General features: G+C 69.3%; 12 protein-coding genes and 1 tRNA gene. 8 read left to right on the top strand and 5 right to left on the bottom strand.

All coding sequences use genetic code 11. The annotated features are described in order from the left end of the window. The first annotated feature begins 43 nt into the window (after positions 1-43). Genes ACXJY8_RS13605 through ACXJY8_RS13595 form a run of 3 tightly spaced genes read left to right on the top strand, consistent with a single transcriptional unit; the run spans position 44 to position 4,015 of the window. Positions 44-1,156 carry a hemolysin family protein gene (locus ACXJY8_RS13605; protein ID WP_463769721.1) on the top strand — a complete coding sequence of 371 codons (1,113 nt, stop codon included), beginning with the start codon at positions 44-46 and terminating at the stop codon, positions 1,154-1,156. Positions 1,157-1,166: 10 nt separating this feature from the next. Next, the gene (lnt, locus tag ACXJY8_RS13600; RefSeq protein ID WP_463769719.1) at positions 1,167-2,843 is read left to right on the top strand and encodes an apolipoprotein N-acyltransferase; all 1,677 of its coding nucleotides are present in this window, start codon (positions 1,167-1,169) and stop codon (positions 2,841-2,843) included. Further along, positions 2,840-4,015, top strand: a complete 1,176-nt coding sequence (locus ACXJY8_RS13595) for an MFS transporter (RefSeq protein ID WP_463769717.1) — start codon at positions 2,840-2,842, stop codon at positions 4,013-4,015. Before lnt ends, ACXJY8_RS13595 begins: the two co-directional genes overlap by 4 nt. 223 nt (positions 4,016-4,238) lie before the next feature. Here ACXJY8_RS13595 and ctrA read toward each other — a convergent pair whose 3' ends face one another. After that, complete coding sequence (gene ctrA, locus ACXJY8_RS13590) at positions 4,239-4,940, bottom strand: response regulator transcription factor CtrA (RefSeq protein WP_056222591.1); 702 nt, start codon at positions 4,938-4,940, stop codon at positions 4,239-4,241. 421 nt (positions 4,941-5,361) lie between these two features. On the opposite strand from ctrA, the gene fliI reads away from it, so the two are divergent. From fliI to ACXJY8_RS13575, 3 genes are all read left to right on the top strand, one after another. Continuing rightward, positions 5,362-6,717, top strand: coding sequence for a flagellar protein export ATPase FliI (gene fliI, locus ACXJY8_RS13585; protein ID WP_463769715.1), 1,356 nt, complete (start codon positions 5,362-5,364; stop codon positions 6,715-6,717). A 92-nt stretch (positions 6,718-6,809) separates the two neighbouring features. Further along, entirely contained in the window at positions 6,810-7,217 is a 408-nt protein-coding gene (gene fliJ, locus ACXJY8_RS13580; protein WP_463769713.1) for a flagellar export protein FliJ, read from the top strand. Between the two features lie 155 nt (positions 7,218-7,372). Then, positions 7,373-8,422, top strand: coding sequence for a putative bifunctional lysylphosphatidylglycerol flippase/synthetase (locus tag ACXJY8_RS13575; RefSeq protein WP_463769711.1), 1,050 nt, complete (start codon positions 7,373-7,375; stop codon positions 8,420-8,422). A gap of 118 nt (positions 8,423-8,540) precedes the next feature. Here the strand turns inward: ACXJY8_RS13575 and flhA are convergent, their stop codons facing one another. The 3 genes from flhA to ACXJY8_RS13560 all read right to left on the bottom strand — a co-directional run bounded on the left by flhA (position 8,541) and on the right by ACXJY8_RS13560 (position 12,811). Further along, positions 8,541-10,706 (bottom strand): flagellar biosynthesis protein FlhA, encoded by a 2,166-nt coding sequence (gene flhA / locus ACXJY8_RS13570; RefSeq protein WP_463769709.1) that lies wholly within the window; start codon positions 10,704-10,706, stop codon positions 8,541-8,543. A 113-nt stretch (positions 10,707-10,819) separates the two neighbouring features. Continuing rightward, positions 10,820-12,064 carry a KpsE/RkpR family capsule polysaccharide export protein gene (locus ACXJY8_RS13565; RefSeq protein WP_463769707.1) on the bottom strand — a complete coding sequence of 415 codons (1,245 nt, stop codon included), beginning with the start codon at positions 12,062-12,064 and terminating at the stop codon, positions 10,820-10,822. A 93-nt stretch (positions 12,065-12,157) separates the two neighbouring features. Beyond that, on the bottom strand, positions 12,158-12,811 hold the full coding sequence (locus ACXJY8_RS13560) for an ABC transporter ATP-binding protein (protein WP_463769705.1): 654 nt from the start codon (positions 12,809-12,811) through the stop codon (positions 12,158-12,160). Positions 12,812-13,056: 245 nt separating this feature from the next. Here ACXJY8_RS13560 and ACXJY8_RS13555 point away from each other — a divergent pair. Together ACXJY8_RS13555 and ACXJY8_RS13550 are read left to right on the top strand one after the other, a co-directional pair. Then, positions 13,057-13,146, top strand: a tRNA-Ser gene (locus ACXJY8_RS13555). 101 nt (positions 13,147-13,247) lie between these two features. After that, positions 13,248-15,014, top strand: coding sequence for a DUF6538 domain-containing protein (locus ACXJY8_RS13550; RefSeq protein ID WP_463769703.1), 1,767 nt, complete (start codon positions 13,248-13,250; stop codon positions 15,012-15,014). 97 nt (positions 15,015-15,111) lie between these two features. Here ACXJY8_RS13550 and ACXJY8_RS13545 read toward each other — a convergent pair whose 3' ends face one another. Next, positions 15,112-15,804: a recombinase family protein gene (locus ACXJY8_RS13545; protein ID WP_463769701.1), complete on the bottom strand. Its 693-nt coding sequence runs from the start codon at positions 15,802-15,804 to the stop codon at positions 15,112-15,114. Between the last annotated feature and the right edge of the window lie 148 nt (positions 15,805-15,952).

Below are 15,952 nucleotides of genomic sequence, written 5' to 3'. Positions count from 1 at the left end.
ACCGTGGGCGGCCAGACCGCCCGACATCCCAGATCAGAGAGACATGACAAACGATCGAAGTCGCGGCGCGGCCCAGGCCGCGCCCAGTTCCGGTGACGGTGAGAGCCAGGCCCGCGAGCCCTGGTACGACCGCCTCCTGCACGTCTTCCACCTGCGTCCCCGCGATTCGCTGCGGGACGACATCGAGGACGCGCTGGCCGAGCCCGACACCGGCGAGAACGCCTTCTCGCCCCTCGAACGCGCCATGCTCAAGAACGTGCTCGGCCTGCACAAGGTGCGGGTCGACGACGTGATGATTCCCCGGGCCGACATCGTGGCGGTCTCGATGGAGACCAGCCTCGGCGATCTCCTGAAGCTGTTCCGGACCGCCGGGCATTCGCGCCTGCCGGTCTATGGCGAGACCCTCGACGATCCGCGCGGCATGGTCCACATCCGCGACTTCGTCGACCACATCGCCGCCCGGGCCGAGGCCGGCAGCCGCCGGACCCCGCCCGCGGGCCCGGCGGGCGAGGGCGAGGCCGCCCCCGTGCTGCCGCCCCGGGCGCGGCGCGGCACGCGGGCCCTGCGCACGCTCAACCTCGCGCATGTCGACCTCTCGGCCACCCTGGCGGCCACCCGCATCCAGCGCCCCGTGCTGTTCGTGCCCCCCTCGATGCCGGCCATCGACCTCCTGGTGCGGATGCAGGCGACGCGCACCCACATGGCCCTCGTCATCGACGAGTACGGCGGCACCGACGGCCTCATCTCCATCGAGGACCTGATCGAGATGGTGGTGGGCGATATCGAGGACGAGCACGACGTCGCCGAGGGACACCTCATCCAGCGCGTGGACGGGGAGGGCGACGTCTTCGTCGCCGATGCCCGGGCCGGCCTCGCCGAGGTCTCGGCGGCCAGCGGCGTCGACCTGGTGGCGGCGGTGGGCGAGATGGCCGAGGAGATCGACACCATCGGCGGCCTCATCGTCACCCTCGCGGGGCGGGTGCCCTCGCGCGGCGAGCTCATCAGCGGGCCCGGCGACCTCGAATTCGAGGTCCTCGACGCCGATCCGCGCCGGGTGAAGCGCCTGCGCCTGCAGCGCGGCGACGCGCGCATCACCGCCGTGGTGCCCCTGGCCCTGCCGGCCCCGACGCCGACGCCCGAATCGCCCGCCCCGTGACGGAGCCGGCATGACCACGATCCCCGCGGACCGCGCCGGGCGCGGTCCGGCGACGGGACCGCTCGCCGCCCTGGCCCAGTGGGTCATGCTCACCGCCGGCTGGCGCCGCCTCGCCGTGGCGATGGCCTCCGGCGCGCTCGGCGCCCTCGCCATGCCGCCTTTCGGGCTCTTCCCCGCCCTCGTCGTGTCCCTGAGCGTCGCCGTCTGGCTGATCGACGGGGCCGCCAGCGGGCGCAGGGCCACCCGCGGCGCGGTGCTCGCCAGCGCGGTGATCGGCTGGGCCTGGGGCTTCGGCTACCTCACCGCCGGCCTGTGGTGGCTCGGCTCGGCCTTCCTGGTGGAGGCCGAGGAATTCCTCTGGGCGCTGCCCCTCGGGGTCGTCGGCCTGCCGGCGGTGCTCGCCCTGTTCTACGCCCTCGGCTTCGCGCTCGCCCGGCTCGTCTGGTCGCGCGGCGCCCTGCGCATCGTCGCCCTCGCCCTCGGCCTGTCCGCCTGCGAGTGGCTGCGCGGGCACCTCTTCACCGGGTTTCCCTGGAACACTCTCGGCATGGCCCTCGGCCAGAACCTCTGGCTGATGCAGGGGGCGGCCGTCGTCGGCCTCTACGGCCTGACCTTCCTGGCGATCCTCGTCGCGGCGGCGCCCGCGACCCTGGCGGTCGCGGAGACCCGGCGCGGACGCTACGTCCCCCTCGGGCTCGCCGGCCTCGCCCTGGCGGGCCTCGCGGGCTTCGGGGCCCTTCGGGTTCCGGCGACGGCCGATCCCGTGGTCAAGGGCGTGCGCCTGCGCCTCGTCCAGCCGAACCTCAACCAGGACGCCAAGTTCCGGCCCGAGAACCGCCAGGACATCCTCGACCGCTACCTCGAACTTAGCGACCGGGCCGCCGCCCCCGACCGCACCGGGATCGCCGACGTCACCCATGTGATCTGGCCGGAATCGGCCTTCCCGTTCCTGATCCAGCGCGACCCGGAAGCCCTGGCCCGGATCGCCGCCGCCTTCCCGCCGGGCAAGCAGCTCATCACCGGCGCGGCCCGGGCCGAGGTGCCGGTGGGCGACGAGCGGCCACGCTTCTTCAACAGCATCCTGACGATCTCCGCCGGACCGAAGCTCGGCGACATCTACGACAAGGTCCACCTCGTGCCCTTCGGCGAGTACCTGCCGGGACCCCTGGACGCGACCCTGCGCGCCCTGCGCATCCGCCAGTTCGTCTCGATCCCGGGCGGCTTCACGGCGGGCGACCGGGCGACCCAGCGGATCATGAGCGTGCCGGGCCTGCCGCCGGTGGCGGCGACGATCTGCTACGAGGCGATCTTTCCCGGGGCGATTGTGCCGGGCGCCGCGCCCAGCGGCCCGCCCCCGGTGCCGGGCCTGATCCTCAACCTCACCAACGATGCCTGGTTCGGCGATACCCCGGGGCCGCGCCAGCACTTCGCCCAGGCGCGCCTGCGCGCCGTGGAGGAGGGGTTGCCCCTGGTGCGCGACGCCAATACCGGCATCTCGGCGGTGATCGACGCCCATGGCCGGATCACCGCGAGCCTGCCCCTCGGGGTCGAGGGCGTCCTCGACGCCGACCTCCCGGCGCGCCTGTCCGGGCGGACGGTCTATGCCAGCCTCGGCGATCTGCCCTTCGCCCTGGTCTGGCTCGGGGCGCTCCTCACCACCCTGGCGGCACGGCGGCGCAGCGCGTGAAGACAAGCCCTTCGGTGTCGGCCCGGCCGATCCTCCTCGGCCTCAGCATCATGCTGGTCGCCTTCAACATGCGCCCGGCCCTGACCACGGTCGGCCCGCTCCTCGAGCGCATTCGCGCCGAGACGGCCCTCACCGCCGCCGGGGCGGCCCTGCTCACCACCCTGCCGGTGCTCTGCATCGGCCTCGCCTGCACGCTCGGCCCCTGGGTGATGCGCCGCCTCGGGGCCGATCGCGGCGTTCTCCTCGCGGTCGCGATCGTCGCCCTCGGCTCCGGCCTGCGCGGGTTCGGCGGCCTGGGCCCGCTCTTCGTCGGGGCCTGCCTCGCCGCCCTCGGCATCGGCCTGTCCGGCGTGCTCCTGCCGGGGCTGGTCAAGCGCGACTTCCCCGGCCTCACCGGAATCGTCACCGGCCTTTACACGATGGTGCTCTGCCTCGGCGCCGCGGCGGGGGCGGGCCTGTCGGTGCCCCTCTCCGACGGGCTCGCCGGCTGGCCCGAGGCCCTGGCCCTCTGGGCCGTACCCGCCATCGTCGCCACCCTCGCCTGGGCGCCCTTCGCCCGGGCGCCCGAGACCGCAGGAAGCGCGGCGCGGCCGATCTCGCTCTGGCGCGACCGCCTGGCCTGGCAGGTCACCGGCTTCATGGGCCTGCAATCGTCGCTGGCCTACATCATGTTCGGCTGGCTGCCCCTGGTGCTGCACGACCGGGGCCTCAGCGCGGTCGAGGCCGGATTCGTGTCCTCGCTGATGAGCATCGGGCAGGCCCCGGCGGCGCTCCTGGTGCCGTCCTTCGCCGCCCGCGTCCGCGACCAGCGCGGCTTCGCCGCCGGCCTCCTCGGCCTCTGCACCCTGGCCCTGGTCACCCTGGTCTACGGGCCGCTCGCCTGGGCGCTTCCGGTCGGCATGCTGCTCGGCGCCGGCCTCGGCGGCCTGTTCGGTCTCGGGCTCACCATCATCGTCCTGAGGGCCCGCGACCCGGCCGCGGCCGGCAGCCTCGCGGCGATGTCCCAGAGCGTCGGCTACACCGTGGCCTCGCTGGGCCCCCTGAGCTTCGGGCTGGCGCACGACCTGACCGGCGGCTGGGCCGCCTCGACGGCCCTGTTCTGCGCGATCGCCGCCTGCGCGTTCCTGTGCAGCCTCCAGGCCGGACGCGACCGCTACGTCGGGGCGCCCTGACGTTCGGATCCGACGGGCCGAGCAGCGCCCGCGACGCGCGCGCCTCCCGTTACCTGCGCCGGCCGCATCGAATCGGGGGGTATCCCTGCTCTCTCGGACCGGCCCCCTGGATCGCCGACGCTGAGCCTGGCGATCCGGTCCCACGGCGGCGATCCGGATCGCACCCCCGCACAAACAAAAAAGGCCCCGCTCGCGCGGGGCCGTTTCACCGTCCGACCGGAGTTCAGACGGCGATCCGCTCTTCGCCCTCGTTGGGTTCGCGCAGGACGTAGCCGCGGCCCCAGACGGTCTCGATGTAGTTCTTGCCCTGGCTGGCATTGGCGAGCTTCTTGCGCAGCTTGCAGATGAAGACGTCGATGATCTTCAGCTCGGGCTCGTCCATGCCGCCGTAGAGATGGTTCAGGAACATCTCCTTGGTCAGCGTCGTGCCCTTCCGCAGCGAGAGGAGTTCCAGCATCTGGTACTCCTTGCCGGTCAGGTGAACGCGGCTGCCGGAGACCTCGACGGTCTTCTGGTCGAGGTTCACGATCAGGTCGCCGGTGGTGATCACCGACTGGGCGTGGCCCTTCGAGCGGCGCACGATCGCGTGGATGCGGGCGACGAGCTCGTCCTTGTGGAAGGGCTTCGTCAGGTAGTCGTCGGCGCCGAAGCCGAGGCCCTTCACCTTGTCCTCGATGCCGGCCATGCCGGAGAGAATCAGGATCGGGGTCTTCACCTTGGCGACACGGAGATTTCGCAGGACCTCGTAGCCCGACATGTCCGGCAGGTTCAGGTCGAGCAGGATGATGTCGTAGTCGTAGAGCTTGCCGAGATCGATCCCTTCCTCACCGAGGTCGGTGGTGTAGGTGTTGAAGCTCTCGGACTTGAGCATCAGCTCGATGCTCTGCGCGGTCGCGCTGTCGTCCTCGATCAGAAGTACCCGCATCGTCGGTCCCCAGCCCAGCCGGCCGTGTGCAGCGTACGGGCAAGCCCCCGCCGTTCGTCCGCCACCGGCCCGTGGCGAACGCTCCCTCGTCAATGACGTGAAACGCTATTCGTTAATCGTTAACAAACCCTGATTCACGGACGCAAGCACCCATTTGGCTCCGCGATCCGGCCACGCTTCCCGCCGTTGACGGTCTGTTCTCGTCCGACCGCCTCCGAACCGGATGCGAAACCTTCACCTGTACCGATAAGTGCCTCGCCCGCTTGAACTTGTCGCGCGCTGTCTCTTCGGAACAACGACACCGGAATGTCGCCTGCCGAACAGAAATCTTTTCCGCCCCGGCGTGAGCCGGCCGCGCGCTACAAGCCCGATGCACACAGTGTTAAGGAGGGAGGTAAACGAATGGTTGAGAGAACCGCCGATGACCGACCGGGACCCTGGCGTCGCACGCTTGCGCCTGGCTGACGCACGCGGCGCCCTCGACGGAATCCAGGTGCTGGAGACCTACGGGCGGGTGGTGGCGATTCGCGGCCTGCTGATCGAGGTGGCCGGTCCGGTGGCGGCGATGCGCCTCGGCGGACGGCTCGACATCGCCGTCGAGAACGGCCTCGGCGCCGTACCCTGCGAGATCATCGGCTTCCAGGGCGACCGGGCGCTGGCCATGCCGTTCGGGTCCCTGGAGGGGGTGCGGCGCGGCTGTCCGGCGATGGTGCGGGACGAGGCCGCCGGCGCGGTGCGGCCCTCGGCGGCCTGGCTCGGGCGGACCATCGACGCCCTCGGCCGGCCCATCGACGGACTCGGGCCGCTGCCCTCCGGCCCGGCCATCTATCCCCTCCGGGCCGATCCGCCCCCGGCCCATGCCCGCAAGCGGGTCGGGCCGCCCCTCGACCTCGGCATCCGCTGCATCAACACCTTCCTGACCATGTGCGCCGGCCAGCGCATGGGCATCTTCGCCGGCTCCGGCGTCGGCAAGTCGGTGCTGCTCTCCATGCTCGCCCGCTACACCGCCGCCGACGTGGCGGTGATCGGCCTCGTCGGCGAGCGCGGCCGCGAGGTGCAGGAATTCCTCCAGGACGATCTCGGGGCCGCCGGCCTCGCCCGCTCGGTGGTGGTCGTGGCGACCTCGGACGAGCCGGCCCTGATGCGGCGCAACGCGGCCTACGTCACCCTGGCGATGGCCGAGTACTTCCGCGATCAGGGCGCGCAGGTCCTGTGCATGATCGATTCGATCACTCGCTTCGCCATGGCCCAGCGCGACATCGGCCTCGCGGCCGGCGAGCCGCCCACCGCCAAGGGCTACACGCCGACGGTCTTCAGCGAGTTGCCCCGGCTGCTCGAGCGGGCCGGACCCGGGACGGGGCAGGGGGCGATCTCCGGCCTGTTCACCGTGCTCGTCGAGGGCGACGACCACAACGAGCCGGTCGCCGACGCGGTGCGGGGCATCCTCGACGGCCATATCGTGATGGAGCGCGGCATCGCCGAGCGCGGGCGCTACCCGGCCATCAACGTCCTGCGCTCGGTCTCCCGCACCATGCCGCGGGCCTGCGACCCCGAGCACCTGCCCACCGTCCGCCGGGCCCGGCGGCTGCTCTCGACCTACGCGGACATGGAGGAGCTGATCCGGCTCGGGGCCTACCGGGCCGGCGCCTCGCCGGAAGTCGACGAGGCGATCGCGCTCATGCCCGAAATGGAGGCTTTTCTGGGTCAGGGTAAGGAAGAAGCAACTTCGATCGGCGAGGGTTACCGTCGCCTGGCAGAGATCGTCGGCGCCCCCTGAGGGGACGCCCCGACACCGTCTCCCGAAGCCGGGCCCGGGGCGCGGCCAGTCGCGCACCGGCGAGCCGTGCGTTGCGTGGAGTGAGACCGCCCATGAAATCCCGTGACACGTTGATCCGGCTGCGGCGCTTCCAGGTCGACGAGAAGCGTCGGCGCGTGACGCAGATCGAGATGATGAAGGCGGACTTCACCCGCATGGCGATGGAACTCGACCGCGAGGTCGCCCATGAGGAGAGCCGCGCCGGCATCTCCGACCCCGCGCATTTCGCCTATCCGACCTATGCCCGGGCCGCCGCCACCCGCCGGGACAACATGCGCCAGTCGGCCGCCGCCCTCGAGGGGCAGCTGGCCGAGGCCAAGGCCGAGCTCGGCGAGGCCTTCGAGGACCTGAAGAAGATCGAGATCCTGGACGACCGCGAGCGCAACGCCGAGCGCGTCGCCGAGGCCGCCCGCGACCAGGCCGCCATGGACGGAATCGGCCTGTCGCGCATCCGCGCCTGACCGAGGCGCCGTGCCGGCCCGAGGAACGGCCGGCACGAAACCGTCATGATCCCGTGGGAAGAGCCCTCCCTGCCGGGGCTGCGCGGAACCTTGCTTGCGATGGCACGCGTCGTCGTGCAGGGAGGGCCCCGAAGAAGGGGCTCGTCCGAACGACTATGAAGAAGATCAGCGATTTCATCTGGCCGATCATCGGCCTCGCCGCCGTCATCGGTTCGGGCTACCTGCTCTACAAGGAGCTGGCGGGCATCTCGGTGGCGGAGATCAAGGGCAGCTTCGCCGCGATCCCGCTCCATCGCTTCCTTCTCGCCGCCCTCTCGACCCTCGTCGCCTACGCCGCCCTGGCTTGGTACGACCGGATCGCGCTGCTGCATCTCGGCATCCGCCACATCTCGTGGTTCTTCGTCTCGGTCTGCTCCTTCACCACCTACGCGCTCTCCCACAACATCGGCGCCTCGGTGTTCTCCGGCGCCGTGGTGCGCTACCGCGCCTACACCGCCAAGGGCCTCTCCGCCGCCCAGGTCGCGGTGCTGGTGGCCCTCTGCTCCTTCACCTTCGGCCTCGGCACGATCCTGCTCGGCGGCTTCGTCCTGACCGTCCTGCCCGATACCCTGACGCGCCTGAACGGCTACCTGCCGGCGATCCTGACCGACCCCGCCACCGCCCGCATCCTCGGCGCCGGCCTGCTCGGCTTCGTCGCCCTCTACGTCGCGGGATCGCTACTGCACCTGAAGCCGCTGACGATCCGCAAGTTCAAGCTCGAATATCCCCGCCCGCGCATCATGGGCCGCCAGCTGATCGCCGCGCCGCTCGAACTGCTGGGTGCCGCCGGCATCATCTACTTCGCCCTGCCGGAGGCCGGGAATCCGGGCTTCCTCGTCGTGCTCGCGGTCTTCCTCGCCTCGTTCTCGGCGGCCCTGGTGTCGAACGCGCCCGGCGGCCTCGGCGTGTTCGAGCTGGTCTTCGTGGTGGCGATGCCCGACATCGCCCGCCCCTCGGTGATCGCCGCCCTGCTGGTCTTCCGGCTGTTCTACTTCTGGCTCCCGTTCCTGATCTCGGTGGTGGTCGTGCTGATGTACGAGCGCAACCGCCTCGCCTCGGCCCTGAGGGACCAGCCGCACGACCCCTCCACTCCGGAGGCCCCCTTCACCGCCCCGGGCCTCGACGCGCACGCCATCGAGCGCCGTATGGAGAAGAAGCCGGTCTGATCCGCTGGGCGCTTCGCCAAGGTCAAACGCTCCCGGGCACGACCCTGAGGGCCTGTCGCCGATCTCCCGTCCGGAGGGGTCGGCGACAGGCCTTTTTCGTTGCCGGAGGCGAGCCGGGTCAGACCGAGCCGACGGTCCGGAGCCGGGCGCGGGGATGGATCTCCGCCTGGCTCATCACCGGGGTCTCGCGCCGGAAGCGCTCGATGATCGAGCGTACGAAGGGCCGGGCCTGGACCGAGGTGACCAGCACCGGCATCTCGCCCATGCGGGCGGCGGTCTCGAAGCGGTCGCGCACCGTGTTGACGAATTCCGAGAGGCGCGAGGGCTGCATCGCGAGGTAGCGCTCGTCGCGCTCGCCCGCGATCGATTCCAGGAAGGCCTGCTCCCAGGCCGGCGACAGGGTGATGATCGGCAGCATGCCGTCCGGCCCCTGGTATTGGGCGCAGATCTGGCGCCCGAGGCGGGCGCGGACGTGCTCGACGATGTCGCGCGGATTCTTCACGTGGCCGGCGACCTCGGCGATGCCCTCGATGATCGCCCCGAGGTCGCGGATCGAGACCCGCTCGGCCAGCAGGAACTGCAGCACGCGCTGGATGCCGGTGGTGCCGATCTGGCTCGGCATCACCTCCTTGAGAAGCTCGGCATGCTCCTTCGAGACCTCGCGCAGGAGCTTCTGCACCTCGACGTGGTTGAGAAGCTCGGAGACGTGGGCCTTGATGATCTCGGTGAGATGGGTCGAGACCACGGTGGCGGCGTCGACCACCGTGTAGCCCTTCAGCTGGGCCTGGTCGCGCAGCGAGGCGTCGATCCAGGTGGCGGGCAGGCCGAAGGTCGGCTCCAGCATGTGCTGGCCGGGCAGCTGCACCTGCCCGCCCATCGGGTCCATCGCCATGAACTGGCCGGGGAAGATCTGCCCCGTGCCGGCCTCGATCTCCTTGACGCGGACCACGTAGGCGTTGGCGTCGAGCTGGACGTTGTCGAGGATGCGCACGGAGGGCATCACGAAGCCGAGCTCGGCGGCGAGCTGCCGGCGCAGGGCCTTGATCTGATCCGTGAGGCGGTCCTGACCCTCCGGGCCGTTGACCAGGGCCAGGAGCGCGTAGCCCATCTCGAGCTTGAGGTCGTCGAGCTTGAGGAGGTCGGTGACGGTCTCCTCCTTGGCGGCGGCCGCCGCGGCCACCGCGGAGGCGTCCATCGGCGCGCCGTCGGCGTCGAGGGGCGGCGCCTCGCGGGCGATCTTGGCGAAGTGCCAGGCGGCGTAGCCGGAGGCGCCGGCCAGCGCCAGGAACGGCAGCATCGGCATGCCGGGCAGGAGGGCGATCAGCACCATCACGCCCGACGACATGCCCAGGGCCTTCGGGTAGTTGGCGAGCTGCTTGCCGAGCGCCTTGTCGGCCGAGCCCTTCACGCCCGCCTTGGAGACCAGGATGCCGGCGGCCGTGGAGACGATGAGCGCGGGCACCTGGGAGGCCAGGCCGTCACCGATGGTGAGCAGCGTGTAGGACTTGGCCGCCCCCAGGAACGGCATGCCCTGCTGGGCGACGCCGATGATGATGCCGCCGATGACGTTGATGAAGGTGATCAGCAGGGCCGCGATCGCGTCGCCGCGGACGAACTTCGAGGCACCGTCCATGGCGCCGAAGAAGGAGGATTCCTCCTCGAGGGCGGCGCGGCGGGCCTTCGCCACCTTCTCGTCGATGAGCCCCGCCGAGAGGTCGGCGTCGATAGCCATCTGCTTGCCCGGCATCGCGTCGAGGGTGAAGCGCGCGGCCACCTCGGCGATACGGCCGGAGCCCTTGGTGATCACGACGAAGTTCACGATGATCAGGATCGCGAAGACGATTATCCCGATGACGAAGTTGCCGCCCATCACGAAGTTGCCGAAGGCCTCGATGACGTGGCCGGCGGCCGCCGTGCCCTCGTGCCCGTGGCCGAGGATGAGGCGGGTGGAGGCGAGGTTGAGGGCGAGGCGCAGCAGCGTCGCCACGAGCAGCAGGGTCGGGAAGACCGTGAACTCGAGCGGATTGTCGATGAACAGCCCGGTCATCATGATCAGCACCGAGATGATGATCGAGACCGCGAGCAGCAGGTCGAGCAGGAAGGCCGGCAGCGGGAAGATGAGCACCGTGAGGATGCCCATCACGGCGGTGGCGAAGAACAGGTCCGTGCGCTTGGAGAGCGCGTTCAGGTTGGCCCGGTTCGGGATCGCGAAGCTCGCGAACTGTGTGAGGCTCCCTCCCGAGCCCCCCGCCGGAGCCGGCGCGGCAGCAGCCGTCTCGCTCATCGTCACCCTCACTGCCCCCGAGGTTCGGGAGCCCGGCAAGATTTGCCGGGTGCAGGGTTAGCGAAGGGTTAACGCCGGGCCGCCCATCGCCGGGCGCGGCCGGAAAACCTCCGTCAGGCGAGGTATTTGCGGGTGACCACCGCCAGGGCGAACACCATCGCGGCGCCCCCCGAGATCAGGCAGATCATCAGCAGGCGCCGGGGCTGCTGCGAGGATTCCGGCTTCACCGGCTCGACGATCATGCTGAAGAACTCGATCTGGCGCTCCGCGATGATCCGGGCGCGCTCGTTCGAGGCCAGCACCTTGGCGAAGTACTTCTCCGCCTCCGAGCGGTCGGTGTCGTAGGCCTCGAACCGGGTGAGCGCGTTGGCCAGGATGCGGCGCTGCTCCGGGTCCTCGCTCGCCGACTGGCGCTCGATCCGGGCGATGTTGTCGTCGAGGTCCTTGAGCTGGGCCTTCATGTCCTGGATGCGCCGGGTCTCCGGCGAGAGGTCGCGCTGCCCCTGGATGAGCTGGACCGCCAGGTTGATGCGGGCCGTCCGGAGCTCTCCCAGGACCTTGAGGTTGCTCTCGTTGGTCTTCTGGGCGTCGAGGACGCCGTCGCGGTTGCGCAGGGCCGCGACCTCGGTGCGGATCTTCATCATCCGCTCCTCGGCGCGCTTCAGCTCGCGCTGGCTCTCGAGGACGGCATCCTCCCGGGCCCGGCCGCTGAGGGCGTTCACCATGCGCTCGCTCTCGGCCAGGATCGCGTTCGAGAGATCAAGGGCGTCCTGCGGGTCGAAGGCGTCGACGGTCAGGCTGATGATGCCGGAGCCGGACTCGACCTTGGGATGCACCCGCTCGTGCCAGTACTTGACCAGCTTCTCGATCGGCTTGTCCGGATTGAAGCGCGAGAAAAAGTCGATCCCGGACCGGGAGAACATCTCCCGGAGGGGATACTTCTTCTCGATGATCTCGATCATCGGCCGGCTGAGGATGTAGTTGGTCGCGATCAGGGTGTCCTGCGCCACCATCTGGCGGGTCGGAGAGCCCGAATTGGTGCCGACCTGATCGGGTGAGGCCTTGTCGACGTTGCCCAGGGCGGGGCGCAGCGCGAAGCGCGATTCGACGACGAAGCGGTCGGAGGCGATGAAGCCGTAATAGGCGATGGCCGCCAGGGTCGGGATCAGGAAGCAGACGACGAACAGCACCGGGATCAGCGCGTCGGTCTTCACGTGGCTCTGGTAGGAGCGGATGCCCTTCTTGCGGTCGGCGAAGCGCGAGACGCGGGCGATCTGCTTCAGGGATTCCGCGACGGCATTCGAGCGGTCGGCCGTGGTGAGCGGCTGCCCCTGCGGGTTGCGGATTTCGATGCTCATGCGCCCCGGTATTCCATGTCGTCCGGCCGTCCGACGGCTACGATACACCCTTTGCACCGGCCGCGCGGCAAAACCGTGGCCGGCTCGCGCTCGTCAGGCGTTGAGGCGGCGATAGACCTCGATGGCGTCGTCGATGTTCTCGTAGACGATGGCGCGCCCGTTAATGATCACGATGCCCTGCTGGCACCAGGTGCGCAGGGTGTCCATGGCGTGCGAGACCATGATCACGTCGGCGTTCTCGCGGCGCGCCGCGAAGGCCTCCTCGCAGCGCTTCTGGAAGCGGGCATCGCCCACCGCCGTCACCTCGTCGATGAGGTAGCAGTCGAACGGGATGGCCATGCTCATGCCAAAGGCGAGGCGCGAGCCCATGCCGGAGGAGTAGGTCCGGATCGGCACGTCGAGGTAGCTGCCGAGCTCCGAGAAATCCTCGACGAATTCCAGCACCTTGCGCGGGTCCTCGCCGTAGATCCGGGCCACGAAGATGATGTTGTCGCGCCCCGTCATGGCCGGATGGAAGCCGCCGGCGAAGCCCAGCGGCCAGGACACGCGGGTGGTGCGGACCACGCGGCCCTTCGTAGGCATCTCGGTGCCGGCCAGGAGGCGCAGGGAGGTCGACTTGCCGGCGCCGTTGATCCCGAGGATGCCGTAGCTGACGCCCGGCTTCAGGGTGAACGAGACGCGCTCCAGGATCGTGCGGCGATGGCCGTCCGTCCGGTAGACCTTGGTCACGTTGTCGAAGCGGATCACGGCGGAGAACGACTCCCGGGGCCTTCGGGCGGCGCGACGCCGCCCCCAGCGCATCGGGTGCAAAAGCGGCGAATCTGAGAACCGTCGCACCGCGCCCGATCCCCGGACCTGCGAAATCGCGACGGATTCGACAGCTTTGCCGTTCGAAGGCTTGCACGCCGCCGGTGCGGCTTGTACAGGACGCCTCCCGGCGCCTTCGCGAAGCCCGGCCGCCCCCGGCGGCTGCGAGACGCGATGCCGGGACCGGAGGGGTGGCCGAGTGGTTGAAGGCGCACGCCTGGAAAGTGTGTATACCGGAAACGGTATCGCGGGTTCGAATCCCGCTCCCTCCGCCAACGCTTTGCTAAGTGGCTGATGCGCCACTAAATGCACCGAAATCAACGGCTTACGAGTAGGCGACTGCTACCCCACGGTGTTATCCGGGAGCATGTCCGACGTGAGCCGCCACACCTACCTAGCGCAGCGCAAAGGCTCGGCGGCTTGGTACTTCAAGGCCAAGGTGCCTCGGGACTTGGTAGCCGCCTTCGGACGGGAGCAGGTCTGGAAGTCACTTCGCACCGCTGATCTGGCGGAGGCCAAGCGCCGGGTCCGCGACGAGGCGGACGCATTCGACAAGCAGTGCCGAGCCCTGCGTGACCGGGCATCATCCGATGGCGGCGACACGGTCGGGAGCGTCCCGCTTACATCGTTGAGCGAGACCGCGATCGACCAAATGGCGATCGATTGGTTCGGCACCGTTGCTGCCGAAGGGGAGCATCGGGCGCGAATGGCGGTCCCGCTCGATCAGGACGAAGCGCTGATCGGCTTGGGCCAGGAAGAGGCGGCACTGAACGACCCGGACGACCTGGGCCTTGATGCGTCCTATCACACCGCGATCCGGCTTCTGAGGGCCGCCAACGTTCGATTGCTCCGGCGCCAACTAAGTCCGATCCGTACCGGCGGATTGCCGTTGCCATTCTTGGTGAGCCGAGAGGACGCGGCGTCTGCCCAATTTCGCCGGCTGCTGGCGCTGCTGCGCAGGGGCCGGCTTGAGGACATTCACCGCAGCCGAGCGCGGCTTTCGGGCGACTACCGGGATGTCGCGTTCGATCCGATGTTCCGCCCGCGTGCCGAGCCGGGCGGGAAGACCCTCGCACAGGCAATCGCCGCCTTCCGCGACGAGCCGCAGCGCGCCACCCTCATCGCCAAATCACAGCAGACCTACGACGTTGTCTTTCGCCTCGCTAGCGAGCTGTTCGGCGCCGATCGGCCCATCCGCGAGATCGGCCGCGAGGATTGCAAAGCGTTCCGTGCCACCGTCCAGGCGTTGCCGCCAAACGCCGCCAAGCGTTTCCCTGGGAAGACGCTGGTGGAGGTTGCTGAGCTGACCCTGCCAGCTTCGGATCGTCTGCACACAACCACGGTCAACCACTACGTGCACGGCCTTTCCGCCTTGATGAACTATGCGCATCACGAGGGGTGGGTCGCACAGAACCCGGGCAAGGGGCTCGCGATCAAGGGGGTGAAAAAGCGCCATCGGCGCGACCCGTTCACCGCCGCGGAGCTAACCAAAATCTTCAAAGCGCCGCTCTACACCGGTTGCCTGGACGATCAGAGCGGTTACGCGAAGCCCGGACCGAACCGGCCGCGGCGCGGGCGGTTCTGGATACCGCTAGTCAGCCTGTTCACTGGGATGCGCCAGGGCGAAGTAGCGCAGCTCCGCATAGAGGATGTGCGCCTCTTTCAGGGAGTGCTGTGCATGTTCATTGAGGCGGATGGCGACGACGTTGATGAGGCCGACCGCAAGCGCGTCAAGACTGAGGCTGGCGAGCGCTATGTGCCGGTCCATCCCACGTTGGAGCAGATCGGCTTCGCCCGACACGTCGAGAGGATGCGCAAGGCTGGCGCCGAGCGGCTATTCCCAGACATCGTGCGGGGTGCCGATGGGTACTTCAGCCCGTTCTCGAAATGGTTCTCGCGGTTCCTCGCAGAAGCGGGCGTGAAGCGCCAGCGGAACGCGTTTCATTCTTTCCGCCACACGTTCCGCGACGCAATGCGCGAGGCGAGCGTGCCGCCGGATATAGTGACAGCCTTGGGTGGGTGGGTCCGTGGTGGCCTTGAAGAGCATTACGGAAGCGGACGGATCACGGCGCCGGTGCTTCAGGAGCATATGACACGCATCCGCTACGATGGGCTGAACCTCTCACACCTGACTGATCGATGATGCGCATAACCCCGCTGCTAGATCCGGTCAGTGAAACCGGTTGCGCTCGGCCAGGGTCAGGCGTGCCCGGCGACCGGGTGTAAACGACCACCAGCAGCTAGGCGGGAAGCCGGCTAAGGGCGCGTTGCACCTGTACAGCGGTCCATGTGCCGCCCCTGGCAGTGGGGACGCGCCGCGCGGTAAGCGCTGCCGCTATATCACGCAACGACGTGGCCCCGGCTTCGCGAATGTCCGCGAGGATGGGGGCGAGATCCGCCGCCCTTTTGTCCGCCTTGGCGATCTGCAAGGCCCGGCCGGCAGGTGCCCCGGTCAGGTGGATCGTGGCGGAGTTCTTGCGCCAGCCGCCGAGTGGGATGCCGCGGGCCTTGGCAGCGGTGAGGGCCTTCCGGGTACGTTCACCAACCATCCCGGCCTCCAGCTCGGCCACGGACACCATTTGCGTAAGCAAAAAGCGCCCGGTGGCGCCCTCGATCTGGGGAAGGTCGCAGAAGCGCACGTCCACGCCAGCCTCCAGAAGCCGCGAGAGGAAGGCCACAGACCGGGTCAGGCGGGACACGTTGGCCACGATGAGGGTGGCTCCCATCACGCGGCACCGGGCGAGCGCCCTGGCGAGTTCCGGACGGGCATTGGACCGGCCGCTTTCAATCTCCACGAACTCGGCCGTCAACGTCCAGTCGCCTCCGTTCAAGAAGGTCCGGACCGTCTCCCGCTGCGCCTCCAGGCCCAGGCCGGAGACCCCCTGCCGAGAGGTACTGACCCTGAGATAGGCGACGAAGGTGCCGTTGGCCATCTTGCGCTCCGCTGCTCCCCGGAGGGTGCTGCCGATGGTACGATCAACTTATGCATCGAACGTTGCATTAGTTGTAACACCCCTGTCCTAGTCCGTTTCGACGGTGTACACAAGGCTCGATGATCCCGATTTCGCGGGAATGTGGAGG

This window comes from Methylobacterium sp. TK31, assembly GCF_055361545.1.
This window is presented reverse-complemented; position numbering and strand designations above follow the sequence as displayed.